The 26,996-nt window shown below is 55.6% G+C and carries 20 protein-coding genes and 1 other RNA gene; 4 read left to right on the top strand and 17 right to left on the bottom strand.

Annotated features, from left to right (window positions below):
- Window positions 1-61 precede the first annotated feature (61 nt).
- Together BISA_RS02915 and BISA_RS11865 are read right to left on the bottom strand one after the other, a co-directional pair.
- Window positions 62-1,627, bottom strand: coding sequence for an MFS transporter (locus tag BISA_RS02915; protein WP_033890103.1), 1,566 nt, complete (start codon window positions 1,625-1,627; stop codon window positions 62-64).
- A 76-nt stretch (window positions 1,628-1,703) separates the two neighbouring features.
- Window positions 1,704-3,539, bottom strand: coding sequence for a glycosyl hydrolase 115 family protein (locus BISA_RS11865; RefSeq protein ID WP_051917307.1), 1,836 nt, complete (start codon window positions 3,537-3,539; stop codon window positions 1,704-1,706).
- 368 nt (window positions 3,540-3,907) lie between these two features.
- Between BISA_RS11865 and BISA_RS12185 the strand changes: the two genes are divergently transcribed.
- Window positions 3,908-6,163 (top strand): extracellular solute-binding protein, encoded by a 2,256-nt coding sequence (locus BISA_RS12185; protein ID WP_051917306.1) that lies wholly within the window; start codon window positions 3,908-3,910, stop codon window positions 6,161-6,163.
- Window positions 6,164-6,249: 86 nt separating this feature from the next.
- On the opposite strand, the gene secA is transcribed toward BISA_RS12185, so the two are convergent.
- The 10 genes from secA to BISA_RS02860 form a co-directional block, all read right to left on the bottom strand.
- On the bottom strand, window positions 6,250-9,195 hold the full coding sequence (gene secA / locus BISA_RS02900) for a preprotein translocase subunit SecA (RefSeq protein WP_033890101.1): 2,946 nt from the start codon (window positions 9,193-9,195) through the stop codon (window positions 6,250-6,252).
- Between the two features lie 155 nt (window positions 9,196-9,350).
- On the bottom strand, window positions 9,351-10,013 hold the full coding sequence (gene hpf, locus BISA_RS02895) for a ribosome hibernation-promoting factor, HPF/YfiA family (protein ID WP_033890100.1): 663 nt from the start codon (window positions 10,011-10,013) through the stop codon (window positions 9,351-9,353).
- A 196-nt stretch (window positions 10,014-10,209) separates the two neighbouring features.
- Window positions 10,210-10,583, bottom strand: an RNA gene (gene rnpB, locus BISA_RS12205) — RNase P RNA component class A.
- 55 nt (window positions 10,584-10,638) lie between these two features.
- On the bottom strand, window positions 10,639-11,328 hold the full coding sequence (locus BISA_RS02890) for a regulatory protein RecX (RefSeq protein WP_237746073.1): 690 nt from the start codon (window positions 11,326-11,328) through the stop codon (window positions 10,639-10,641).
- Window positions 11,329-11,330: 2 nt separating this feature from the next.
- Window positions 11,331-12,536: a recombinase RecA gene (recA, locus tag BISA_RS02885; protein WP_033890099.1), complete on the bottom strand. Its 1,206-nt coding sequence runs from the start codon at window positions 12,534-12,536 to the stop codon at window positions 11,331-11,333.
- A 300-nt stretch (window positions 12,537-12,836) separates the two neighbouring features.
- Window positions 12,837-13,070, bottom strand: a complete 234-nt coding sequence (locus BISA_RS02880; protein ID WP_033890184.1) for a DUF3046 domain-containing protein — start codon at window positions 13,068-13,070, stop codon at window positions 12,837-12,839.
- Window positions 13,071-13,260: 190 nt separating this feature from the next.
- Window positions 13,261-13,770, bottom strand: a complete 510-nt coding sequence (locus BISA_RS02875; RefSeq protein WP_033890098.1) for a helix-turn-helix domain-containing protein — start codon at window positions 13,768-13,770, stop codon at window positions 13,261-13,263.
- A 113-nt stretch (window positions 13,771-13,883) separates the two neighbouring features.
- Window positions 13,884-14,465 (bottom strand): CinA family protein, encoded by a 582-nt coding sequence (locus BISA_RS02870; RefSeq protein ID WP_051917305.1) that lies wholly within the window; start codon window positions 14,463-14,465, stop codon window positions 13,884-13,886.
- A 157-nt stretch (window positions 14,466-14,622) separates the two neighbouring features.
- Window positions 14,623-15,291, bottom strand: a complete 669-nt coding sequence (pgsA, locus tag BISA_RS02865) for a CDP-diacylglycerol--glycerol-3-phosphate 3-phosphatidyltransferase (protein WP_033890097.1) — start codon at window positions 15,289-15,291, stop codon at window positions 14,623-14,625.
- Window positions 15,292-15,357: 66 nt separating this feature from the next.
- Entirely contained in the window at window positions 15,358-18,348 is a 2,991-nt protein-coding gene (locus BISA_RS02860; protein ID WP_033890096.1) for an FtsK/SpoIIIE family DNA translocase, read from the bottom strand.
- A gap of 135 nt (window positions 18,349-18,483) precedes the next feature.
- Between BISA_RS02860 and BISA_RS02855 the strand changes: the two genes are divergently transcribed.
- Window positions 18,484-19,230 carry a Fic/DOC family protein gene (locus BISA_RS02855; RefSeq protein WP_237746082.1) on the top strand — a complete coding sequence of 249 codons (747 nt, stop codon included), beginning with the start codon at window positions 18,484-18,486 and terminating at the stop codon, window positions 19,228-19,230.
- Here the strand turns inward: BISA_RS02855 and miaA are convergent, their stop codons facing one another.
- Together miaA and miaB are read right to left on the bottom strand one after the other, a co-directional pair.
- Complete coding sequence (gene miaA / locus BISA_RS02850; protein WP_033890095.1) at window positions 19,231-20,238, bottom strand: tRNA (adenosine(37)-N6)-dimethylallyltransferase MiaA; 1,008 nt, start codon at window positions 20,236-20,238, stop codon at window positions 19,231-19,233.
- Between the two features lie 103 nt (window positions 20,239-20,341).
- Window positions 20,342-21,796 carry a tRNA (N6-isopentenyl adenosine(37)-C2)-methylthiotransferase MiaB gene (gene miaB, locus BISA_RS02845; protein WP_033890094.1) on the bottom strand — a complete coding sequence of 485 codons (1,455 nt, stop codon included), beginning with the start codon at window positions 21,794-21,796 and terminating at the stop codon, window positions 20,342-20,344.
- A gap of 75 nt (window positions 21,797-21,871) precedes the next feature.
- Here miaB and BISA_RS02840 point away from each other — a divergent pair, with 75 nt between their 5' ends.
- Window positions 21,872-22,672 (top strand): GTP pyrophosphokinase, encoded by an 801-nt coding sequence (locus tag BISA_RS02840; protein ID WP_152597214.1) that lies wholly within the window; start codon window positions 21,872-21,874, stop codon window positions 22,670-22,672.
- Window positions 22,673-22,709: 37 nt separating this feature from the next.
- Here the strand turns inward: BISA_RS02840 and BISA_RS02835 are convergent, their stop codons facing one another.
- The 3 genes from BISA_RS02835 to BISA_RS02825 all read right to left on the bottom strand — a co-directional run bounded on the left by BISA_RS02835 (window position 22,710) and on the right by BISA_RS02825 (window position 25,455).
- Entirely contained in the window at window positions 22,710-23,687 is a 978-nt protein-coding gene (locus BISA_RS02835) for a DMT family transporter (RefSeq protein WP_033890180.1), read from the bottom strand.
- Window positions 23,688-23,803: 116 nt separating this feature from the next.
- Window positions 23,804-24,718, bottom strand: coding sequence for a Bax inhibitor-1/YccA family protein (locus BISA_RS02830; RefSeq protein ID WP_033890092.1), 915 nt, complete (start codon window positions 24,716-24,718; stop codon window positions 23,804-23,806).
- Window positions 24,719-24,858: 140 nt separating this feature from the next.
- Complete coding sequence (locus tag BISA_RS02825; RefSeq protein ID WP_081889981.1) at window positions 24,859-25,455, bottom strand: Ltp family lipoprotein; 597 nt, start codon at window positions 25,453-25,455, stop codon at window positions 24,859-24,861.
- A gap of 313 nt (window positions 25,456-25,768) precedes the next feature.
- Here BISA_RS02825 and BISA_RS02820 point away from each other — a divergent pair, with 313 nt between their 5' ends.
- Entirely contained in the window at window positions 25,769-26,995 is a 1,227-nt protein-coding gene (locus tag BISA_RS02820) for a sensor histidine kinase (RefSeq protein ID WP_033890091.1), read from the top strand.
- Window position 26,996: the final 1 nt, after the last annotated feature.

The following is a 26,996-nucleotide window of genomic DNA, read 5'->3' as shown; positions in this document are numbered from 1 at the left end:
CGTTCATCAGCTATTTTGCAATTGGCTGATTATTCAGTATCAAGTAGTCAATCCTGCCACATCACTCGGTGGTTTGCGGCCAGCACTGCTCGTACTTGATGCCGGTGAGCTGTTCGACGACCTTCTTGGTTGCCGGATCGACGTCAGCCTTCTTGCCGCCGGCCTTCAGACGGTCGATTTCCTTCAGCAGCACGGCGTCGGTGTTCTTGTCGAGCTTCATGGTGAAGGAGATGATCCAGGCCACGGCAAGGCCGGCGATGATCCACCAGACAAGCACGGTACCAATGGCATTCACGGCCTGCTCAGGCTGTGGCTTACCGGCCTTGAAGGCCTCCTCCACGAAGCCGTTGGCGCCGAGGAACCAGCCCCATGCCATGGCGGACAGGCCTGCCGTGATCTTACGGGCGAACTGCTGGAAGCCGATGTACAGACCACCGCGGTTCTCGCCGGCCATGATCATATCGACATCCGGGATGAACGGGAACACGTTCCACGGAATGAACCAGGTCATAGCGCGGAAGATCAGCCACCAAATCATGACCACGTACAGTGCAACATTCCATGCAGTGGTGTTGTTCTGGGATGCGGTCTGCCACAGGGCCCACAGGCCCAGCAGGCCCAGAATGGCGCCTGCAAAGTTCAGGGAGAACATCTTGCGCGGGCCGAGCTTGGCGAAGATCCAGCCGAAGACCGGCTTCAACGGTTCGCCAATCAGAGCCATGCCCAGCAGTGCGGAGCCGAATGCGACCGGCTTGTTGAGGTTGTAGAGCACGAAGAACAGCCACACCTGGCCGAAGATGTCCAGGAAGGACTGGCCAAGCAGGTAGATGAGGATGTGCTTGCGGAAGGTCTTGTTGCGCAGGGTGGAGAAGTAACCGACGAAGATATCGGACACTCCCTTGAGCCACTTGCCGAAGTTAAACGGTTCCTTCTTTTCGGCCTCGATGGCGGCCTCGTCAAATCCTGCCTCTTCAGGAGTGAGCTCCCAAGTGGACTTGTAGGCGATGAACACGAACACGGCGAACAGCACGATGAAGAAGCCCATCGAAATGGTGTAGGAGGAGCTTTGCTTATCTCCCAAAGCCTTCAGGAAGGCGGCCATGCCCAGCGGAATCACGGCGGTGGAGATGCCGGAGAACAGCATACGCGTGGTGGAAAGCATGGTGCGGCCGTTGAAGTCGGTGGTCATTTCGTTCGGCAGCACCGAGTACGGGGTCATAATCAGCTGGTTGGCGATGATCCACAGCGCGTACACCACGAAGTAGGCCCATACCGGCAGTCCCGGCACGAACATCAGAATGGTGACGAGCAGGGTCGGCACGCCAAGCAGAATCAGGAAACGACGGCGGCCAAATTTACGACCGATCTTGTACTTGTACAGGTTGTCGGACAGAGTGCCGAACACCAGTGCGGAGAATGCGGCGAGCATGGTGGCGATGCCGACGATGGAACCGGCCTGGGCCACCTTGAGGCCAGCGAACGTGGTCCAGAAGAGAGTCAGGTACGTGGCGATTTGGCCGAAGCCGCCGCCGTAGAAATCACCGAACGCATATCCGATGGCGTTGATGAGCTTGATTTTGCGTCCTTGAGGCGCCTTAGCCTCAGGAGCTGCTGCCTGCTGTGTCATTACAGCATTCCTTTCTTTGCTCGGCCCAGCATTGCCGGGCCGATAATCGTTCATTGACTGTTACGAATTATGAGGATTACTTGCCCCACTTGGCTTTCATGGCGGCGAAGATTTCACGATCGGTTGGATGGTTCTCCATGTTCATGATTACGAACACATCCTTCTCCCAAGCCGGGTACATGAAGTCACGCAGCCACTGGAAGTAGTGTGGGCCATCGCCTACGCAGCGCAAGTAGCCCATGAGCTGCTCGCATACCCAAGCGGATTGCTTGATGTCGGTCAGGCAGTCGTTGCGCCAGAAGCCTTCCCATTTGCCGTGTTCGCGGTCGCGCATCGCATGGTCGCCTGCGGTGAATTCCTCAGAGGCGAGTCCGGCGTCATAAAACGCGTGCTGCCAGTCTTCGTCGTATCCTGCGAGCAATGCATCACACACGTGTACGGAGGCGGCCACGGAATGTTCGTAGATGCCGACTTCCACACCAATGGAATCGCGAATGAGTTCGGCAGCGTCCTCATCTCCGCGTAGTTCGGCGGAAATGGCGGCTAGCTCCACTTTGTCGGCCAGGTCAGCGTAGCGGTCGGCTGCCGGGGCGATCAGGTTGCGGTAGAACTCGATTTGTTCCTTGAGATTCTTGCCATCGTGCATCCAGCGCAGATCCTGCGCGGGAGCTTGCTTATCGCGTAGCCATTGGGTGATGAGCATGCGCGGTACATGGTTGAAGTACTGCTCGCCGGCGTGATCATCCCAGTTCGGACCGTACTGCACGGCTGCCTTCCAGTACTCCTCGTACAGGTTGAAGACGGCGTCCACGTTCTCTTCGCCGTAGTAGTCGGCAATGTACTGCTTGGCTACCTTCTCGAAGTCGATCTTGCCTTCACGCCAGATGGCTGCAATGAAGTTGAGGAAGTAGACGTGCGGCTTGATGTTGGATGCGTTGACAATCCACACATCGTCGCCACCGTTGTCAATCACATCTTCCAGCTCCTTGGCCACAAGTCGCGGATCGTTGGTGATATCGGTGGTATGGTTGGCGGCCTGCAAATCGTAGAAACTGGCGTGATAGTAGATGCCGTTGTCGCCATCGTTGGTTGGCATGGCAGGCACACGCGGATTATTGTTTTCCTGACGGCGGGAAACCATGCGTCCGAAACCGTTGTCGGCCCAAATCTTGGCCACCTGCTTCGGGTAAGTCAAGACTCCGGCACGGTAGAGTTCCATAGCTTCACCGTACAGGTAAATCACGCATTGGGCACCCGGGTCGGCAGCCTGAACCATGTCGTATTGACGCTGGATGATCTCAGAGAGCAGCTTGCCGCGTGCCTCGTCGGTGGCGTAACGCGGGTCGAAGTTCCAGAACGGCTGATCGCCTTGGCCTCGGAAACCGAGAGTCCACACGGTGCGCTTACCCTTCTGAGCTTCAATGGCTTCGCGCCACAAAGCTTCAAAACGATGCTCCTCCTCAGGCCACTTGGGCTGCACGCCCGGATAGGCAGCAGCGAACATGCGAGCACCGAGCGGGCATGCGTGATGCTGGTTGATATAGAAGCCCATGTCCTGAGCAAGCTTCAAATGCGGCTCTCCACGCTGGCCGGAGCCAGGAATAACCATGTTACCGCCGAGACGGTAGACGGTTTCGAAGGCCAGTCGCCAGGTCTTGTCGGAATCGTTGTCGAATTTCCAATCTTCGAGCAGCACTTCGTCGTTGATGAAGAAGCCCTTGTATTTGACGGCGGTCGGCTTGCTGGTCAAAGCGAAATCGTCGGCTACTTCGAAGCTGGGCACCGGCTCAAAATGCTGATCGTTCCAGAACCAGAAATCCTTGACGCCAAGCACTTCACGGCTGACCGCGTACAGACCGTAGATGAAGCCGAAGTCATCGCCAGCATGGATTTCAAGGTTGCCGTCGGTCACACGCACTTCATAGGTTTCCGGATTGTGCGGTCCTTCGACCAGAACGATGTTTGCACCCTGCTATTCGGATGGCAGCATCGTGGCTTTCAAGTCACGTTCGATGTCCTCGACCGCGTATGCCACGGCTTTGGAGGGCGTCGCACCAGTCACTTTCGTGGTGGCTGTGATAGAAATAGACATGGTTCCTCCAAGTGAACTTGTCTGTTGGTTGCTTCCTGCGATACTGTCCGCTTCCACGCGGTCCGTATCGCTGACATGTTTTATATTCGTCCACTCTGGCAAGCTCGTTGCACTTGTTGCCAAAGGTTGCCATAATATTGCCGAACGTTGATGTTTGCCCATCAATACCCGCTGGAGGGGAGCCAACTATGGAACGTGCACAGCATAAAGCCACGATTTACGACATCGCCCGAGAAGCCGGAGTCAACCCCTCAACCGTGTCTCGAGCACTCGGGCAACCAGGTAGAGTCGCCGCCAAAACCGAATTCCGCATTCGTCGTATAGCCGAGCAGCTCGGCTATCTCACTCAATCCACACAGACAACCGGCGAATCACTCCCCTCCACTGGCATGATCGCGGCTATCGTGCCGACACTGACGAATCCGCTCTATGCCATCACTGTCAATGCGATGCAGCGACGCTTGGAGACCAAAGGCTACGGTCTTATCACGTTGGACACTGATCAGAAACCGTCAGTTGAGCGCAAGGCCATGTCATATGTGATGCGCAACGTAGACGGCGTAGCCTTGCTGTCCTCTCGTTTAAGCGAACCTGATATTCGCCGTATTATGTTGGTTCGACCGGTCATCGTGTTGAATCGCACTGCTCCAGGTTTAAATAGTGTTGTTGTGGACATGGCACGAGCCATCGATGATGCAGTGCACGCGCTTAAGGAAAGCGGGCACTCATCCATAACCTATTTGGCGGGTCCTGCCAGTTCATGGTCGAACGAATACCGTCGCCGTTATATCCGATCCGCAGCCTTCCGCTATGACATGACCTACCGCGTGGTGCGCGAATGCGAACCGAGCGTTGCCGGCGGCAAGGCCGCAGTGGAGCAGTATCTCGTTCGTCCCACAGATGCCGTGCTCGCCTTCAATGATGAACTTGCGGCAGGTTTTATCACCGCAGCGCGCCGCAACGGTCTGCGCATTCCAGAGGATGTGTCGGTAATCGGGTTCGACAACACACAGATGTCTTCACTACTCACACCCACACTGAGCACCATTGACATGAAGAGCGAGCAGTTGGCCGAACGCGCGGCAGATGCATTGGTCAACGCTATTCGCAACCCTGAAGGAGTTCGTCCTGAGCCAATCACGTTAACCGCCGAGTTTGTGAAGCGCGATTCGCTGAATCCACATAAACGCTCAACGATGAAACTGGGTCCATATGCGGAAATCAGGCGTGCAAGCGACACCATCGTGCTCACCATGTTGTCTAACGCGTTCAACGAAACCATGCCGCGCATCAATGAGTTCATGCGCACGCACCCGCATATCGTCATTGATCCGATTGAAGGGCGCACGCAGGAGAATACGCTATCGCTGTACTGGGAACGAGTCATCAATCACCGTTCAGTACCGGACATTATCAATGTCGAACGAACCGCTCTTCCTCAGCTGGCGGCTTCCGGCGCGTTGCAAGATTTGTCAAGCAAGGCGATGGAACAGGAGCTTGGCCCCAAAGTCGATCGCGCGGCATGGCAGTCGGCTCATTATGCTGGCAAACTCTATGGCATTCCAGGTGATCAATCGCAAACCGCCATGTTTTACCGAGCCGATTTGTTCAATCATTATCAGATCGAAGTACCGGATACTTGGGATGCTTTCTATGAGACCGGCGTAACATTGCATAAACGAAATCCCAACCGATATATGGGTGTGCTTGATACCACCGATGTGCAGCATTATCTTTCGTTCTTCCGCTCGGCAAGAGTGCGGCCTTGGACAGTGGAGAATGATTCAACGATTGTTTTCCATATGCGCAATGATTTGGTACGCAACGTAGCCACGTTCATTCAACAATGTATTGACGATGGTGTGCTGAACGCTGAGCCCATGTGGGATAACCGGTACATGCGCGCCAAATCCGGTACGTATCTCACAGTAACGTATGCGAATTGGATTGGTAAGATCCTGTCGATGTCGTACCCCGCGGACCAAGGATTATGGAAGGTGACATTGCCTCCCGCATTTGCCGATCCAAGCCAAGTGGCCACAGCGGAAATCGGCGGTTCAACATTAGCGGTCAGCGCCGGATTGTCCCCTGCACGACTGAACGCCGCAATGACATTCCTGAAATGGTTCCAGCTTGATCCTGTTTCTGTTGAGCTTCGCGCTCCAGGTGGCGTGTCCGCCGCAGCCGGATATGTGGAGGATCTGACTAGACGCGGCACCATTGATCCGTATTTCAACCAGCCGATTTATGACGTCTATGCCAAGTCGGCCGCACGAGTTAACAGGGATTGGGAGAATCTGCCGTTCTATAGTCAACTTGATGCGGAATTCGCCCGTCTGATTGCTCCGGCTTTGAAGCCGGGAGGCCGCAGCCAGGATCTGTTTGATGAATGGGAACGACGCTTGAAAATCTATGCGGTCTCTCAAGGTTTCGCAGTGAAGTAGCCACAACACAATACATCAAAAACGCAGATGGGGACCACCTTTTCAGGTGATCCCCATCTGTTAGTGAACTATTTTAGACGAATAGTTCACTTCTCGTTCTGGCCGTGGCACATCTTGTACTTGCGCCCGGAACCGCACGGGCACGGAGCATTCTTGCCAGTGCCCGGGAAGATACGACCGTCGGCCCACGGGGTCTTCAGTTCGTCGCTCTTCGGACGCTTGGCAGCCGGAACCTTGCCCTCAGCGTGGCTGATCGGAGCCGGACCAGCCACCGGCAGCGTGGCGTCGCCGGCAGCGGATGCGGCGGCGGAATCGGCGATGGCCTGCTTCTCCTCGGAATCCTCTTCAGATTCTTCTTCGGTTTCGCCTTCGGCGGCTTCCTCTTCGCTCTCGCCATCCTCATCCGGGCCAGCAGCCACGGTTGCGGCGGAATCGGCACCATCGGAGCTTGCGGTCACACCGGTTGCACCTTCAGCTGCGGCCACAGCGGCATCCTCATCATCGGTGGTGCTGTCATCCTGGGTGGCGGCGACCTGCTTGACGTCGATGTGGAACAGCAGCTGGACGGACTCCTCCTTGATGGCTTCAATCATGGAGTTGTACATCTGGTAGCCTTCACGCTGGTATTCGACCAGCGGATCACGCTGACCCATACCACGCAGACCGATGCCGTCCTTCAGGTAATCCATCTCGTAGAGGTGTTCACGCCACTTGCGATCGAGCACAGCAAGCACCACGCGGCGCTCGAGGTCACGCAGACCGCTCTCGCCAATGGTCTTCTCCAGCTCGCCGTACTTTTCCTTGGCGTCCTCAACAATCAGGTCGCGCACGGCTTCAACGGCCTTTTCGCCCTTGAGCTTACCGGCAGCTTCCTTGGCTTCCTCAACGGTCACCTTGGTAGGCACCACGGTGTTGAGCGCCTTGAACAGGCCTTCCCAATCCCAATCCTTGGGCTTGTCAGAACCCTTTTCAGCACCCTTGACATAGGACTCAACGGTATCGGAGATGAAGCGCTCAACATCCTCGTGAATGTCTTCGCCCTTCAGCACGGCCTGACGCTCGGAGTAGATGACGGTACGCTGCTTGTTCATCACGTCGTCGTACTTCAGCACGTTCTTACGAATCTCGTAGTTGCGGGATTCCACAGCCTTCTGTGCGGTGCGCACACCCTTGGTCACGGACTTGGATTCGATCGGCTGGCCTTCCTCCATGCCCTTGGCCATGACCTGAGCCACGAGCTGGGTGTTGAACAGACGCATCAGATCGTCTTCGAGAGACAGATAGAAGCGGGATTCACCCGGATCGCCCTGACGACCGGAACGACCACGCAGCTGGTTGTCGATACGGCGGGATTCGTGGCGCTCGGTGCCGAGCACGTACAGGCCGCCAAGCTTCTTGACTTCCTCATGCTCGTCCTTGACCTGAGCCTTGATCTCATTCAAGGTGCCCGGCCAACGCTTCTCGTACTCTTCCGGAGTGTCTTCCGGAGAGTAGCCTTCGGACTTGAGCTTGGCATCGGCAAGGAATTCGACGTTGCCGCCGAGCATGATATCGGTACCACGGCCTGCCATGTTGGTGGCCACGGTCACGGCACCCTTGCGGCCTGCCACGGCCACGACCGCGGCTTCCTTTTCATGCTGCTTAGCGTTGAGCACCTGATGAGGAATCTTGGCAACGTCAAGCAGGGTGGAGACCACTTCGGAGCTTTCCACGGAAGCGGTACCGAGCAACACCGGCTGGCCGGAAGCGTGACGCTTGGCAACATCCTTAACGATGGCGGCGAGCTTTTCCTTCTTGGTGCGGAAGATAAGGTCGTCCTGATCCTTACGAATCATCGGCTTGTTGGTCGGAATCGGCAGCACGCCCAGCTTGTAGGTGTTCATGAACTCGGCGGCCTCGGTTTCTGCGGTACCGGTCATGCCTGCGAGCTTGTCGTACATGCGGAAGTAGTTCTGCAGGGTGATGGTGGCGAAGGTCTGGTTTTCGGCCTTGACTTCCACGCCTTCCTTGGCTTCGATGGCCTGATGCAGGCCCTCGTTGTAGCGGCGGCCCGGCAGGATACGGCCGGTGTGCTCGTCGACGATGAGCACTTCACCCTGGGTGACGACGTAGTCCTTATCCCTGATGAACAGTTCCTTGGCCTTGATGGCATTGTTCAGGTAGCCGATCAGAGCGGTGTTGGCCGGCTCGTACAGGTTATCGATACCGAGGAAGTCCTCGACCTTGGTGATGCCCGGGTCAAGAATGCCGACGACCTTCTTCTTTTCGTCGACATCGTAATCCTCATCGCGGGTGAGCTTCAACACCAGCTTGGCGAACTGACGGTACCAACGGGTCACGTCGCCCTCGGCCGGACCGGAAATAATCAACGGGGTACGAGCCTCATCGATAAGGATGGAGTCGACCTCATCGACAATGGCGTAGTGGTGACCGCGCTGCACGAGGTCGGCCTTCTCCCAAGCCATGTTGTCGCGCAGGTAATCGAAGCCGAATTCGTTGTTGGTGCCGTAGGTGATGTCGGCGTTGTACTGCTTGCGGCGCTCCGGCGGCTTCTGCTCGGTGATGATGCAGCCGACGTTCATACCAAGGAAGCGGTAGATACGGCCCATCAGCTCGCTCTGGTAGCTGGCCAGATAGTCGTTGACGGTGACCACATGCACGCCCTTGCCCTCGAGGGCGTTGAGGTAGCTCGGCAGGGTGGCCACAAGGGTCTTACCTTCACCGGTCTTCATTTCGGCGATGTTGCCCCAGTGCAGAGCGGCGCCACCCATAAGCTGCACATCGAAGTGACGCTGGCCGAGGGTGCGCTTGGAGACCTCACGCACAGTGGCGAAGGCTTCAGGCATAATCTCGTCCAAGCTCTTGCCGTTATCCAGCTGCTGCTTGAACTTCGGGGTCTGGGCCTTGAGGTCCTCGTCGGACAGGGCGGAAATCTCGTCTTCCAGAGCGTTCACTGCCCTGGCGACATTCTCAAGCTTCTTGATTTGGCGACCTTCGCCCATACGTAGGGCTTTGTCAACAATATCGACCACTAGTTCTCCCTTGATTGATTTCGGTGGTTCCGCGTATCAGGATACCGCCTATCCTCTAGCTTGCGCGATCTTTTCGGCCAAATTACGAAAAAAGCCGCTTCCCTATTCTGGGAAGCGGCCTATCAGCTATTCGATTATTGCTTTATAGCGGGGAATCAGTCCTTCTTGACGTTCTCTGGAGTGTCAATTTCGAAGACGCCGTAGCTCCAACCGTGACGATGGTAGACCACAGACGGACGACCGGTTTCCTTGTTGACGAACAGGAAGAAGTCATGCCCGATGAGTTCCATCTCATACAGAGCCTCATCGATGCTCATCGGCTCGGCGATGTGCAGCTTACGACGGATGACAATCGGTGTATCGCCAACCTGGACTTCCACGGACTCGCCAGGACCAAGATCGGAAGCAACTGCGGCGGCCGGGCTGTTGTTCGGCTCTTCCTCAGCCTCCTCGACCTCAGGCTCCGGAGCTGCGACACCCAAATCGACCGGCACCGGGTTGGTGTAGCCACGGCGATGATCCTTGCGGCGATCGCGGGTACGGCGAAGGCGAAGCGTCAGCTTGTCGAGCGCCATATCCAGTGCGCTGAACTCATCCGTGCTGGACGCTTCAGCACGCACCACGGTACGGCCTGCGATAACAGTGATCTCCACGCGCTTGGCGGTATCAGCCTGACGCGGGTTGCCCTCATGAGTCAGCACAATCTGTGCGCGCTGAGCATCCGGGGCGATAGCGGTCACACGATTCATCTTGGACTCGACAACATCACGGAACCTTTGCTTGATCTGCGTGTGACGTCCGGTAACGACGATTTCCATGTTGACCTCCTAATGACTCAAGCGGTGTTGCCCGCTATGTGTGGTCCAAACGGCATCATCACCGCTTGGGTAAGTTTCATTGTAGACGAACAATGCGTGAATCCTTGGCAACTCGCCCAGTGACTCGCTTAAAGCAATATGTTTCTTTTCTGACTCGGTTATGAAATAAACCGATACATATGCTAAGCGTTTGAAAAAAATGAGACCTCTTATACCCCGGGTTCTGTCGTGTTATACGCGAACGTATAACACGGATGGCCATCCATCTCGACCTAACGTCACCGCTAGGCTCTAGCAGCCTACCCGATGGCACGGGCGAGCAGCCCTTACCGCCATCTGCTTGGCCTTGCTCCCGATGAGGCTTGCCATGCGGCCTACTGTTACCAGAGGCCCGGTGGTCTCTTACACCGCCGTTTCACCCTTACCCACTTGCGCGGGCGGTCTGTTCTCTGCTGCGCTATCTCTCAGGTCACCCTGGGCGGACGTTATCCGCCATCGTGCTCTATGGAGCCCGGAAGTTCCTCAGCCGTTCCCAATGAAGTTCACGGCCGCGGCCATCAAGAGGTCTCAAGCGTGCAATTATACATATGGTGTGGAGAAGAGTGGAATCAAGGAGCGGCACTATTTATCCCAGTAGCTCTGCTGCGACTTCACGCAAGGTTGCCGGATTGTGGCCCTTGCGCCCACCCGCCGACCAGAACCGGCGCTGACGCACCTGGCGTTCCAAGCCTTCTGTCTTGCGTGCCACGCGGCGACCCAACTCCCACGCGGCTTCCTCAAAGATGCCGTTTTGTTCGGCTTCTCCGCACACCTGCTCAGCTAGTTTGCGGTCGACACCTTTGCGGGCAAGTTCCATCATGGTGCCACGACGGCCCATCATACGATTTGCACATACACGAACCACCGACTCTGCATAGTCGAGGTCATTAATCAGATGTACGGCAATCAGGCGATCAATCACGCCTTCGACCACATCTTCAGCGTATCCTTTGCCCAACAAACGGTCACGTAATGCGCCGGACGAGCGTGGTGCCGCATCCAGCAATCGCAGCGCCGCTTCACGGCATGCATCCACGTCGCCGGAATCTTCGACGCCTGCAGCCTGAGCAGACCGCGAGCTCCACGAAGATATCTTCCGCAGGTGCGTTGCGTCAGACAACGCCTCAGACTCATGCCCAGCATTATTGGATACGCTGCGATCTCGAGGAGATATACCCTCAACCGCGTTTAGAGAAGAAACGTTTTCCGGCTCCGGCTCACCAATATCCTGCAGCGCAACCGGGTTGCGCTGCAGGAACGCTTCAGCACTAATCACCTTCAGGCCTTAGCCGCCGACGCCTTATCGGATGCGGTTTTAGGCGCCCGAGCAGCGGACTTGGCAGCGGCAGCCTTGCTATCTTTAGCCGCATCCGCCGCAGCCGCCTCACTGGCCGCCGCAGCCGCTGCAGCTTCTTCATCTTCTGCAAACTGATCGGACGGCGCGATTAGACCAAACTGAGCCTTGACCTTGTTCTCGATCTCTTCGGTAATTGCCGGATTGTCTTTCAGGAACTGACGAACCTTCTCGCGACCTTGGCCGAGCTGATCACCCTCATAGGTGAACCAAGAGCCGGACTTCTTGACCACACCGACCTGCTGTGCCATGTCGATAACCGAGCCTTCACGCGAGATGCCCTCGCCATAAAGCATGTCGAATTCGGCGGACTTGAAAGGCGGCGCCATCTTGTTCTTTACCACCTTGACGCGCGTACGATTACCGACCGCCTCATCACCATTCTTGATGGTTTGGATACGGCGAATGTCCATACGCACAGACGCATAGAACTTCAACGCCTTACCACCCGTAGTGGTTTCCGGGTTACCGAAAAATACGCCAATCTTTTCGCGCAGCTGGTTGATGAAAATGGCGGTGGTGCCGGCTTGCGATAGCGCACCGGTCATCTTACGCAACGCCTGGCTCATCAGTCGCGCCTGAAGACCGACGTGACTATCTCCCATATCGCCATCAATCTCAGCCTTCGGCACCAAAGCCGCCACCGAATCAATGACAATCACATCCAAGGCACCGGAACGAATCAGCATATCAGCGATTTCCAGAGCCTGTTCGCCATTGTCCGGCTGAGAAACAATCAACGAATCCGTATCAACACCCAGCTTTCGCGCATATGCGGGATCAAGCGCATGCTCAGCATCGATGTATGCAGCGACACCGCCCTTCTTCTGCGCATTGGCCACCACATGCAGCGCAAGCGTGGTTTTACCTGAAGACTCAGGACCATAAATCTCCACAATACGACCCTTAGGCAATCCACCAATGCCGAGAGCCATATCAAGTGCCAATGAGCCGGTGGAAATCACCTCAACATTCTGTTCCGGTCTATCCCCCAGCCTCATTGCCGAGCCTTTGCCGAAGCTCTTTTCAACCTGAGCCAATGCGGCATCAAGCGCCGCCTTGCGCTTGGGATCAAGCTCGTGTTCGGCAGTACCTGACGGTTTCTGCGCCGACTTGGTCTCCTGTGCCATGATCTTCTCCTTATTGAAGTCCTGTGCGGTCGATTGCTCTCCACCGTACGCAAAAGCATCAGCATACGGCAAGCGCAAACGACCTATGTGGTCCGAGCTTCTTGCATCTTTCATGCAAAAGCAGCTCAGCACTACTGCCATAAGCCTTTGCACCAGTCGCGGGCAGATTGTGCATACGGCTACGCATTTATCTCACTGTGGATAACTATAGACCAATACACGAACATTTGTTCGAACTGGTGATTTGAATAGCCGAAAACCCTGCTGTCACAACTATGTTCGGGCGCGTCGCCTAGCATTTCAGGCCGCCGGCAGAGGCGGAGCATTATGGTCACGGCCCCAACGCTTGGAATCCGGCACCTCCATTTGATCGCACAGCACATTCCAGACCACGCGAGGCTCTTCACCGGCATCCAGAGCTTCCAGCACGGTCATGTTCGCCAATTTCGGCATTCGCTGGTCTCTGGCAAGCGACCGTCCATAACTACGGCCAAACACTTCTTCAAGGAGTTCCCAAAATTCACGTTCGCGCATACCCGCCAGTGTGCCACCACCCTGCAACACTTGGCTACGCGCAGCTCGCAGCCAAGCCTCTTGCCATGATTATCAGCAGTCCGCAAAGCCCCGCAATTCCACCCCATAAAAAGAATGGGCTTGTGATGCGCAGCAACATCACAAGCCCATTCACTACGACAGCCATCGCCATATAGGCACCTGTCATCATTTACTCATTGACTGAGTCCAGATAATCGGCCACCATGCGCAGCATCTGTGCAGTGCTTACGCCGAGAGAATCAGCAATCGAGCTCAGCAATTCCGAGCTAGCTTCCTTTTGACCACGCTCGACTTCGGAAAGATACCCCAAAGACACCCCGGCCTTCTCGGACACCTCACGCAACGTACGACGATCACGGGTGCGCAGTTCGCGCAACACATGACCAATGGCCTCACGCAAAGACACATCATGGGTCTCGGATTCGGCTGCCACACTCTTTACGGCAGCATGCGCCTTGGTACCGGCCTCTTCCTCCTGCCACATGCGCATACGAGCCGCTGTACGCTCGTCCTTGGCTTTCTTCGCAGCCTGAGCCTTAAGCACCTGCTGCTGCGCAAACATCACCGCGCGGCGCTGGGCCGGCGTCAATTCACGCATACGGGCAACTCCCGGCTGCACTTTCATCGGGTTCTTGACGGCAACATCCATCTGTTCATCTGCTCGCGTCATCGTTTCCATCGCCTTAGCCCCCTTCCAGGCCTGTTCAGTGTTTCCATAAGGTTCAACACCGCTTACCCCTGTTTTTATTCCTGAAAAGTTGCTGTGAATAGACTCAACTTTGGCTGAGGTGGTTACGATAGCAGCGTACTGAGGTGTTGCAATACGTTAAATACCGTCTGTTCGCGGACCTTTTCGCGAGTGCCAGATAGTCGCAATTCCACGGCTTCGATTCGCGGCTCCGCACCGGCCGCTCCCGTTGTGGACTCAACCCACAGCCCGGCTGGAATACAGAACCCGATATACACCAATCCCGCTGGCTTATCGCCATCTGGCCCAGGGCCTGCCACGCCCGTGGTAGAAAGGCCGATGACCAACCCGCCATACTCCGGCTGACCATACAGCCGCGCTGTTGCCACCGCCATCTGCCGCGCAACTTCGGGGTGCACGGCGCCCTCGCGCTCCAACAGGTCACGATCAACGCCCAGCACCGATGCTTTGGCTTTGATGTCATACGTGACCGCAGACCCAAGGAACACGTTCGAAGCACCGGGAATACGCACGAAAGCATCTGCGAGCAAACCACCGGTCAGCGATTCTGCGCAGGCGATTTTTACGTTGGAAGCCTCGCAAATCTTCAAAATCCGCGCGGCCGCATCATCGCAAGCTTGGCGCAGTTGATTTAAATCCAAATTCGTAGTATTCGCCTTGCACATTGCCCTAACCCTTCTCAAGCAATTTTTTCCGGCAATTCATCTCAAACAACGTACTTGAGCGACTTGCCTCTATGCAATATCTTGCTATGAAAATGGGATGCAGCCCTGCCGCATCCCATCTCATATTCGTTTACCTCAGCCAAAGCTGGGTACCGCTTTACTGTTCAGCCTTTTTCGGTGCCACGAACGTGTTATACAGGTACACACCACCGGAATACAAGCACAGAACCAACGCCACGTAAATGATGGTGTAGGTCAGGAAGTAATAGGCGGTGAGCCACAGCGGAGTGCTAGCGCCTGTCTCAAACGTCCAGATCGGCAACAGCAGCATGGAAAGGCCCACACACTGAAATACGGTCTTGAGCTTGCCGGGCCATGCAGCAGCAATGACCTTGCCGCCCGGACGTTCCATCACGAAGAAGCGCATCACGGTGATGCCAATCTCGCGAATCAGGAACAGGATGGTGACCCACCAGCCGAGCTCGCCGAATACAGAGCAGACGATCATGGCGCCACAGGTCAGGAGCTTGTCCGCAATCGGGTCCATGAGCTTGCCCATTTCAGTGACCTGATTGTATTTGCGGGCCATCCATCCATCGATCTTATCGGTGGATGCGGCGATGATGAACAGCACCGCGGCAACCCAACGCAACGTGGTGTTGTCCGCTCCCCATTCGCCGGCCATAACATCCAGCACAAGGAAGATAACCACCAGCACGATACGCGAATATGTAACCAGGTTCGGCGGCGCATTCCAACCATCAAAGATCGATGCTTTGGCCTTGGCTTGTGCCTCAGTCTGCTTATCCGTTGATTCACTACTCATACTGTTCACGTTACCCCTACACTTATACCTTGAGTGACTACCAGCTGAATATTCTCTGGGATTTGACTACTCCCCGCCAAGTTCACCTTGGGTAGGAGCGGATGGAGTGAGTGAGCTGGTTTCGCCGCGAATGAATGCGAGCACCTGCGGCAGGTCCTGAGGCTGTACGAGCACTTCGCGGGCCTTCGAGCCTTCGGATGGCCCTACCACGCCGCGGGATTCCAGCAAGTCCATGAGTCGGCCGGCCTTGGCGAAGCCGACGCGGAGCTTACGTTGCAGCATGGAGGTGGAACCGAACTGCGAGGTGACTACGAGCTCGGCGGCCTGCAGCAACACATCCATATCGTCGCCGATTTCCTCGTCTATCTCGGCGCCACCCTTCTTCTCGGCTTCCTTGGCCATTTCCTCGATGTCTTCTCGGTACTTCGGCTTGCGCTGCGTACGCACGAATTCCACGGCCTTGCGAATCTCGGATTCAGAAACCCACGAGCCTTGCACACGAATCGGTTTTGCGGAGCCCATTGGCAGGAACAGAGCATCGCCCTGTCCAATCAGGGTTTCCGCACCAACCGTATCCAAAATTACTCGGGAATCGGTGGCGGAAGACGTAGCGAACGCCAGTCGGGAAGGAATGTTGGCCTTGATCAAACCAGTCACCACATCCACGGACGGGCGCTGTGTGGCGAGCACCAGATGCACACCTGCGGCTCGCGCAAGCTGGGTGATGCGCTGAATGGAGCTTTCCACATCATTCTTGGCGACCATCATCAAATCAGCCATCTCGTCCACCACTACAAGGATGTACGGGTATGGGGCCACCTTGCGCTTGGAACCAAGCGGCGCATGTACCTTGCCGGCGCGTACGGCTTCATTGAAGTCCTTGACGTGGCGGAATCCGAAGTATTCCAGATCAGAGTAGCGGGCGTCCATCTCCTTGACCACCCATTCCAAGGCTTGTGCAGCCTTCTTCGGATCGGTGATGATGGGCGTCAACAGGTGTGGAATGCCGGCATAGGCGGAAAGTTCCACGCGCTTCGGGTCGACCATAATCAAGCGCACCTGCTCAGGTGTGGCACGCATGATGATGGAGGTCAGCATCGAATTGATGAAACTGGACTTACCGGAACCGGTGGCACCAGCCACCAGCAAATGCGGCATCTTGGTCAGATCGGCAGTGACGAAATGGCCTTCCACATCCTTGCCAATACCGGAAAGCATCGGGTTCGGATCATTCACGGCCTTGTCGGAACGCAGCACGTCACCCAAGTGCACGATTTCACGATCCTCGTTCGGAATTTCGATACCGATAGCGGACTTGCCTGGGATAGGAGAAAGGATGCGCACATCGGAGCTGGCCACCGCATACGCGATATTACGCTGCAGGTTGGTGACTTTCTCCACCTTGACGCCCGGACCGAGCTCCACCTCATATTGGGTCACGGAAGGTCCACGCAGGAAGCCCACCACCTTGGCATCCACATTGAACTGTTCAAACGTGGAGGTCAAGGCGCGAATCACACGATCATTGGCCGGGGTACGCATCGCATGCGGCTGCCCCTTGGTCAACAGATTCAAATCGGGCAGCTGATATGGGCGGTTCATCTCATCGTCACCATCAGCGGGCGCGTTGCCATCAGCAACTGCACCGGACTGGCCTACGCCGCTGCCATCCGCATCAGCACCAGCGTATGGTGCAGTGGCGTTTCCACCTGCAGCCGCTGTCCCGGCAGCTGCTCCAGCAGCGGCAGCAGCACTCGGTGCCCACGGATCGTTCGCGGCATTGCCCGAAGGCATCACCGTGGTACCGTCCGGTCCGGAATCCGAAGGCATAGCCACAGTCGCACCACCAGAAATAACACGCGGTGCTGCGGCATCGGCCGCAGTACCAAACGCTGCAGCTCCCCCGCCCAAAGCCGCAGTGGCAGCATCGGCCGCATCATCGGAGAACGGAGCATTCCCCGCCACATGCGGGCGACCATCATAAGAAGACGAAGTAATCGTGCGCCCGCCCATGCCATGCGCATTGCCGTCATCGAGAATCTCGCCTGTGATGGAATCCACTACCGGCGTCTCCGCAGTAGCACCATGCTGGCTTGCCGCACGGTCGAACGGATCGTCAGCAGCATATCGATCAAGTGTCTTATCGTCCTCATCCTTGGGCTTGTGCCCGAACAAACGAGAGAGCCAGCTGAGTTTGCCGCTACGCTCCCCCTCATCGTCGATCTCGTCATCCGAGCCGTCGTGAGCGGGCACGCCGTCAGCAAATGCAAGCGTGGCGTCTCCCAGCCGAACCTCATTGGGGAACTGACCGCTCTGGCTGCCGGTATCGTCTGATTCCTCGCCCTTAGGTACATAAGGTTTGCGCTGAATGAATGCCATTAGTTTGCGTGCATCCTCAGGCAAATCCGTGACGTGCGTGCCGGTAATCATCATCAAGGCAAACAGGCCGAACACCACGAACACCACAATGGCAAAGGCAGCAGAAAGTCCCCAAGCCAGCGGAGAGCCCAAGAAGAATCCAAACAATCCGCCAGCCGATTGCAGCACAGTGATATCGAACGTGGTGTGACTGGAGGCAACCGCCACATCGATGATTGAGCAAATCGACCACATCAGCAGCACCCAACCAGTGATGACACGCGGATTGCTGGAGCCACGGCCAGAGTTGCGCATCAACCGGAAGGCTACGGCGGCAAGCAACACAGGCAGTACAACGCTCATTATGCCAAGCACACCAGAGGCCAGTGCATGCAGGAGTTGCCCGAATGGCCCATTCACACGGAACCATTCGGATGCGCAAAACAGAATTGCAAGTATCAGCAGCAGGAAGCACAGACCGTCACGTCTATACGCAGGGTCATATTCGCCGACGCCAGTAACAGCGCGCACACCAGAACCGAATGCGCGCGGAATAGCAAGCAGAACCTTTTGCCATAGCGGCTCAGGTTCAAGATCGATTTCCGGCTGGATTTTGGTCTCGCCATCATGCGTGGATCCATCATCGCCGCTTTTGGACTTGCGTGATCTATTGCTGTTTGAAGATGCTGTACGTGCCATATCGCGTTTGATTCTACATGTATGGGGTCTCATGACCACTCCAGACACGATTCATGGCTTATCATGGGTTGCATGACACCCGCAGAGCGTGCGAGCGCAGTCGCATTTGCACTCAAGAACTGCGCACTGGAAGCCATGACGCCGGGCGAGGCAACGATGCGAGCCGCGGCAGCTTACGAGCAGGGCACCCAGGATGTGAGCCATCTCATCGACGTGGCCGATGAGCAAACCACTATGCGTATCAACGCAGTAGGTCCGACTGGTGAAAACCGGCTTTCGGATGGTTCCTTGGATGATCATGCTGCAAACCGTGCGGACGCAGTATTTGCGCGCACGGTATTGTTGGCTGAACGCCGTTGGAATCCCTCTGGTGATTTGGATGAATTAGTGGCCATTCACCGGGGCTTATTTGAAGGCGTGTTTGATGATGCCGGCAAACTGCGCACGTCCAACACCACGCGCGAGGTGACTAATGACCGTGCGCGCGCAAATAATCCTGAGGCATTCTTCCCTGCAGGTTTGATTGAAACCGGCGCGCATAACATTGCGATGGAGTTGGCGGAGAATCGTAATCTGCATGTACTGGATAGGGATGTGTTCATCCACAAATTCGCCACGATTTATGATGAGCTCGGCTATCTGCATCCGTTCCGTGGCGGCAATGCGATGGTGCTGCGTATGTTCGGTTCTCGCCTCGCGCATGATGCCGGCTGGGATTTGGATTGGGGTTTGGTGACGCGCGAAGCGTATCGTACGGCCAAGCATACGGCGTATCGCGGGGATATTGCCGCGTTCGAGCGTATGTTCGAATCTATGCTACGCCCGGCTAATCCGACGCGCGTGTTCCTAATTGCCGGCTGGGATCAGGGTCCTGCACACTGATTATGCGACGATGTCGCCGAGGTGATGTTGAACGTACGCGTCGGCTTGAGCGTCAATGGGATCGTAGTCGCCGGCGTCCGCGTGTGCGATGATGGCCATCGCATTGTCCACCAGTTTCGGATTCAACGCTTGCAGCCAATGGATGCGCGGGTCACGGCCAAACCAGCCCATCTGTTTGCGGGCAAGACGCTTGGTTTTCTGCGCGATATCGGCGAATGCATCGTATTCATCCCAAATACCGTCCAGCAAGTCAATGATTTGCTGGTATCCGAGTGCGCGCACGGCTGTGGCGCCAAGACGCGAGCGTAGATGCTCTACCTCTTCGACGAAACCATTGGTCATCATTTGCTTGGTGCGCACATCAATACGATGATCCAAATCCTCACGACTTAAATCCAAACCGATCTGCACCGAGGGAATCACATACTGATAACGCGGCAGGCTGGCCGAATACGGGCGACCGGTAAGCTCAATAACTTCCAATGCGCGAATGGTACGGCGAGGGTTATGCGGGTCCATACGGGCAGCGGCTTCAGGATCCTTGGCCTTAAGCTCTTCGAAGAGTGCGCCCGCACCTTCAACCTTCCCTCGCTCCTCATATTTCTTGCGAATATCAGGGTCTGTGCCGGGGAAGGAAATATCGTCGATGGCTGCACGAGCATACAGGCCTGAGCCGCCTACCAAAATCGGGCGGATGCCGCGAGACTGCAAATCGGCGATCGTTTCACGGGCCAGTTCCTGGAAGCGGGCCACGCTCATCGATTCTTCCGGGTCAATGATGTCAATCAAATGATGAGGAACAGCAGCCTGTTCCTCGGCAGTCGGCTTCGCGGTGCCGATATCCATGCCGCGATACATCTGGTAAGCATCAGCGTTTACGATTTCAGCCTGCTCGCCCTGTTCTGCGAGCCGCTTGGCTATAGCGATACCGAGACCGGTTTTTCCGGATGCGGTTGGACCGACGATGGAGACAACGCGTGGTGTTGTTATCTTATCGGTTGTTGACATTGCTTTTCTTCTCTCCCTCGGTCAGCTTCGCTGACAGCTCCCTCATCAGAGGGAGCCAAGGATCATGACTCGACTTATCATCAGAGAGGAGCCGGAGTACGAACTAGTGACGGATGGAATAGGTTTGGCCGGCTGCGATGTTCGGGTCGGCGAGCAGGTTATGTCGACCGGCGTGCGTTACGGTCACGGTAACGAAGTCACCGACTTCTGGCACCGGCTGGCCTTCCGGCACACCGATATGCACCAGTACGCCGGTCTTCTCACGGCCAGACACGCGATGTGTATCGGAATCCTTCTTACCGAGTTTGCCGGTAATCATCACCTCAACGTCACGGCCCACGAAGCTTTCCATGTTCTCCTGCGTGATCTCTTCCTGGAGAGCCACCAGTCGGTCGAAACGCTCCTGCACCACATCACGCGGAATCTGCTCCATCGAAGCGGCCGGAGTGCCGGGGCGCGGCGAGTAGATGAACATGAATGCGGTGGAGAATCGCGCCTTGCGCACCACATCCAACGTAGCTTGGAAGTCCTCTTCCGTCTCACCAGGGAAGCCAACGATAATATCGGTGGATATTTGCGCATCCGGCATAGCCTCGCGAATACGCCCCAGAATATCCAGGAATTTGGCGGAACGATAGGAGCGGCGCATGGCACGCAGAATACGGTCGGAACCGGATTGCAGCGGGAAATGCAACTGATGCATGATGTTCGGCGTCTCAGCCATTGCAGCAATCACATCATCGGTGAACGCTGCCGGATGCGGTGACGTGAATCGCACACGTTCCAATCCCTCAATCTCACCACAAGCGCGCAGCAGCTTGCTGAACGCGTATCGGTCGCCAATACCGTAACCATAGGAGTTCACGTTCTGGCCGAGCAGCGTCACCTCCTTGGCTCCATCAGCCACGCACTTGCGAATCTCCGCCAGCACATCACCCGGCCTGCGATCCTTTTCCTTGCCTCGCGTGGTAGGCACAATGCAGAACGTGCAAGTATTGTTGCAGCCCACGGAAATCGCCACCCACGAGCTCACACGAGATGCGCGAGCAGCCGGCAACTGACTCGGGAATTCCTGCAGCCGGTCGGTGACTCTCACCTGCGGCTTGTCGGTAGCGCGATTCTGGTCGAGCAGCTTCGGCAGATCCTCGATGTTCTTGGTGCCGAACACGGCGGCAACCCACGGCTTCTTCTTGGCAATACGTTCGCGGTCAAGCTGGGCCATGCAGCCGCCTACCGCAATCTGCAGGTTCGGACGCTGCATCTTAATACGGTTGAACAAGCCAATCGTGCCATACATGCGTTCGGCAGCGTTTTCACGCACAGCGCAGGTGTTGAGCACAATCACATCGAAATCATGGGAGTCAATCTGCTCCTGCGTGGCCGGCACATAACCATCTGCCTTCAATACGCCGGCGATGCGTTCGGAATCGTGCACATTCATCTGGCATCCCAGCGTATGAATATGGAATACGCCTTTGCCTCGCTCCCCTGCTGCGGTTTCAGCCCCGCTGGCTTCAATCGAGGCACGCTCCGCCTCGGTCATCATGTCTTCATTCATAAGTTCTAGATTCTAACTGCCGGGTTCGTCATGGGGCGCGCTGCACCGGTAAAGCTACCGGCAAACACCGAAACGATGAAGCATTTTAGAAGATTCCCCGTCTTCACTCAGTTTCGAGGAAACAAGCCGGGTATATTAATTGGCGTGATACTTGACCGACATAACCGACTCAATACCGCCGATCTCAAAGCCCGTCTGAAGATGATCGATCTGCCGGAAGGCAACTTCAACGCTGATGAGATCACCGAATTCATCGATCAGATGCAGGTGTATGAGGGTGCGATGTATGAGATCAGCACCAAACTGGAAATTCTCGACGATGAGTTCCAGGTGCGATTCAGTCACGACCCGATTCATCACATGGAGCGACGCTTGAAATCGTTGAATTCCATCATCGGCAAGCTCGAGCGTAAAGGTCTGCCCATCAGTGTGAATTCCATCAAAGACAACCTCTTCGACGTGGCTGGCATCCGTGTGATCTGCAATTATCGCGATGACGTGTATTCCGTGTCGAATTATCTGTCTTCCCAGTCGGATATTCAGGTACTGCGTGTGAAGGATTACATCAAGAATCCGAAGCAGAACGGCTACCGTTCACTGCATGTAATCTACGCAGTGCCGGTGTTCCTGTCTTCCGGCGCGCATTACACTCCGGTCGAAGTGCAGTTCCGCACCATTGCTATGGATTACTGGGCCTCACTCGAGCATGCGCTCAGGTATAAAACCGATCTGCCGGACGCGAAGCTCAGCGAACATTCACAGACGCTGCTGGATTGTTCGCGCAGCTTGCAGAACATCGAAGTGCAGATGCAGAACATCCACCGCGATATCAACGGTGCTCCTCAAGTTGGCGAGGCGCCGAAAACCACAGACTGATTTTTAACCGATTGGCTTCCTCAATGAGGGAGCCAATCTAGTCCTTGCGCAAGAATTTTGGCAGTTTGGCTGGAGCTTGCGCGAGCAAGGTTCCCAGGAAGATCAGTGTGCAACCAAGGTATCCGCGTGGCGTCATGACTTCGCCAAGGAATATCGCGCCACCGACTGCGGAGAAGAACGATTCCAAACTCATCAGCAGGCTGGCTCGGGTGGGCGGCACCCACTGCTGTCCCACCACTTGCAACGTGTACGCAATACCCACCGAACCGATGCCGGCGTACACTATCGGCATCCAAGAATGCGCGGCCCCAGTCCAATCCACTGAACCTTCCATCAGCGAACCGGCCCAGCTCAATACGGCAGTTGTGCAGAACTGGCCGAACGACAGCACAATCGCATCGACTTTCGCTCCCAATTCATCAATCACCAAAATGTGTGCGGCAAACAGTGCCGCGGTGAATACCAACAGGATATCCGCGAGCCCAATGGAGCCGAAACCATCGGTGATGCAGAGCAAGTAGAAGCCGACGACGGACATTGCCACCGCGACAAATACCGGCAAGCCGATACGTCGACGTAGGAACACAAATGCCAGCAACGGCACCATCACAATATAAAGAGCAGTCAGGAATCCAGCGCGACCAGCTGATTTGCCATAGAGGATGCCATACTGCTGCAGAGTGCTGGCGGTGAACAATATGGTGCCGCACAATACGGAAACAAACACAGGATTCGCAACCAGTGACTGCCAGAACGACATCGGCCCCTGATGGTCATGAACCAAGTCCGATACATCCGCAGAGGATTGTGCAGCGACATCTTCCGCAACATCACTCCCCTGCCGTTCGTCACGGTCTTTCCCACCACGCTGCCAGATGAGAATAGGCACCAAGGATAATGCGCCAAGCGTGAATCGGCATGCGTTGAAGAATAGCGGAGACATGGAATCCATGCCCTGTACCTGCGCCACGAACGCAAATCCCCAAATCAATGCAGTCAGCAGCAAGGCCAGCATGCCCATGATTTCTTGTCTCTTCACGGTCAGCCAGCCTAATGCGCGCTTATGTCAAGCATGAAAAAGCCCGGCCACAATGTGGTCGGGCTTATCAACTATCGCTCGAAAGTTGAGGTCTAGTCCCTATTACCAAACAGTTGCAGAATGTACAGGAACATGTTCACGAAGTCCAAGTACAGGTTCAGCGCGCACAGGATGGAAACCTTCTTAATCATCTCCGGGCCCTGTGCTTCATAGGCTGAGAACAGTGCTCGCGTGGACTGAGCATCATAGATGGTCATACCGGCGAACAGAATCAAACCGATGGCGCACACGATCTGGGTCATGCCGTCGACCTGCATGAACATCAGCACCACTTGCGAGATGATCAGCACAATCAAACCGACCATCAGAATCGGGCCAGCCTTGAGCATGTTGAACTTGGTAGTCATGCCAAACATGGTGAGAGCGAAGAAGAAGGCAGCGGTAATGCCGAGCGCCATACCGATTGAGCCAAGATCATAGACCATGAAGATGGAGCTCAACGTGAAGCCCATCAATGCTGCGTACACGTAGAACATGACGCGGGCAGACGTGGTGCTCATCTTCATCACGCGAGCGCCGAGAATCACGGCGAGCGCCACCTGAACCACGCACAGACCAATCAGGCCGATCATGCCAGTGGCCATCAGGAAACTGTAGTAGGCGCCAGTGGCCTGGCCGAGTACGGCCACCACTGCGGTGACGATCAGGCCGATGGTCATTTCGCCGTAGGCGCGGGTCACGGAGACGCGCTGCGCCTGCTCATAGTTGTAGGTCATCGTCGTGTTGATGGCTGCGGTTCCCGCACCGGCGCCCTGCGGCTGTGCGTACTGGAAGTTCTGGTTCTGGCCGTATGGCTGCTGCGTGTACTGCTGGCCATAGTTCTGCTGATTGTATCCGTTCTGCATGTACTGCTGACCGTAGCCACCCTGCTGGGCTGCGTTATAGTCCGGAGTATTGTATTGCGGGTTATATTGCCCGTTGTTCTGGGGCTGCTGACCGAATGTCATAATCGCTCCTTTGTTGCGTTCCACAACCAATACTAGAGGAGATAACCTGAACGTTCCATGAATATGCTCGGCCAACAGCGAAAATGGCGGGTAGACAGTCGTATGTCGACCGTCTACCCGCCGTCAGTTCACCGATTTAATCAATCATTAAGATGCTCAATTGCATAGTTGGCTTCTTCCGTCGTGAATTTCTCACCGGCCTGGCTCGTTAATTGATCACGAATCGCTTCGGGAGACATGGCCATAGTTTCCTGATACGTCTTCGCCTTTGCCAGCGCATTTGCATTCCAATCTGTTTTCACGTTATCCACTGCATACTGCGCTGCTTCAGCTGAGAATTTGCCTCCGTATTCACTTGTCAGCTGGTCGTATACCCCTGCTTTTGACATATGCATCGTATTGGCGTAGGTATCAGCTTGGCGTAAAGCTGATTTGTAATCTGCGGGCACATCAGATTTCTCTGATTCCTTTTGCTGATTCCGCGTATTCTCATCTGGATTATCGGCATTAGCCGAGCTTTGCTGTGAAGTAGTCGAAGACTGCGCATTCCCTGCAGAGCTATTGTTCTTTGCCGCTCCTTGGCCGGCAATGGCAAATACTACAAGTACGATAATGAGCCAGAACCACCATCGTTTCCATATCGATTTCTTGTTTTTACTATGCTGGGCAGGCGGCTGAATGGGCTGTTGCGGAGTTGGTTGCACTGGTTGCTGAGGCGCGACATTATTGTTGGTCATTTCCTAACTTCTTTCTCTTCGCTCGAATCGGTCAGAACCGAATGGAAACATTGTTTTGACTATTTCGACGCTACTGGGATTTGACAGTGGCCGTCAGTGAACCAATGGACATTTCTTATTGCCCGTTCGGGCGGTTCGGCAACGTTTGCTATGCCCGCATGTCCAGTGGCAAGGCAATGAACCACGCCATAGAGTGGAGGTCATGACAAACTCGACGAACATCTCTCGCATGCCTCTGAGCTCAGGCTCAACCGTGCCGTCACAGCACAGTGATGATGTACCAGTGCGCACTCGCGTATGGTGTTCCGTTGTCATGATTCCGATTGCAAGTCTGATGTGTCTTATGCAAACGGCCTTTTTCGCGCAGAATTATGCTGAAGATACCCCAGGCTACGTTTTCGCCATCATCTGTGTACTGATTTCGCTGCCTGCCGGTTTTCTTCTGTTAGCTCGCAGCGAATACCCTGAACCTACATTCTGGATTGCCTGCATCATGGTGGCGGTATTCCCATTTGATTCCATGCTTGCCTTGATGGCGATGACCGCTCTTCTGGCACGGCGTTCTCAGCGCAACACCAGCATTCGAGCTGTAATTGTGGGCACGGTCGTTACGCTATGGTCGCAATTACGAGATGCCACTCAGCCCGCCGAAGGTTCGCTCTGGCATCTTATCTTCGCCAAACCATACACGGGCGGTGATTCAGGCAAACCGATAGTGATGCTCGTTGAAGAACCGACCATCATCATTACCGCAACCATCACCGCATTGGTAGCTTCAGCCATCGCCACATTGCTTGGCTTGCATATTCGTTCACGGGCTCGTCTCCGCACGGCAAATGCCCTAGCGAATGCTGCGACAAGCCATGCGGAAAATTTGCAAACCGATCTCAATAATCAGCAATTGGCTGATGCCATCGCGGCAGAGGCGCATGACACGCTTGCGCATTCCCTATCGCTCCTTGCGCTGAATGCCAGCGCGCTCAAAGCGGAAGCATCCAAGCTCGGCGACTCACCTGAAGCGCAAGCCTTGGCTGATAAGGCCGATGATATCCGCCGCCAATCGGCTGGAGCTTTGGACGAAGCCCATTCGATCATTGATATGCTTCGTAATCCGCAACAGGCATGGGAGCAACTGGGCCCTTCCGACAGCACCTCCCTGACTCGTGAATCCTTGGACGCACTTATCGCGGATGTGCGTAATTCCGGTACTTCATTAAGCACTTGGATTGATATTCAACAGCTGAGCGAGCTGGATGAGTCCATGAGCAAAATCGCCTACCGAGCCGTTCAGGAAGGACTTACCAATGCACGTAGGCACGCGCCCGGAGCTCCGGTTTCTTTGGAGATTGCCGTATCTGAACAATCAGGTGTGCATATTCATATCAGCAATCCTTTGACCAACGATGTGCCCGATTCTCGAACCGGCGCAGGTCTATCCGGTTTGGTGGCACGGGTGCAGTCCGCAGGCGGGCAGTGCCGTTATGGCGTGGATGATCGACGGTTATTCCATGTTGATGTGCTGCTTCCGTGGCGCAGCTAAG

This window comes from Bifidobacterium saguini DSM 23967 (genome assembly GCF_000741715.1).
GTDB lineage: Bacteria > Actinomycetota > Actinomycetes > Actinomycetales > Bifidobacteriaceae > Bifidobacterium > Bifidobacterium saguini.
This window is presented reverse-complemented; position numbering and strand designations above follow the sequence as displayed.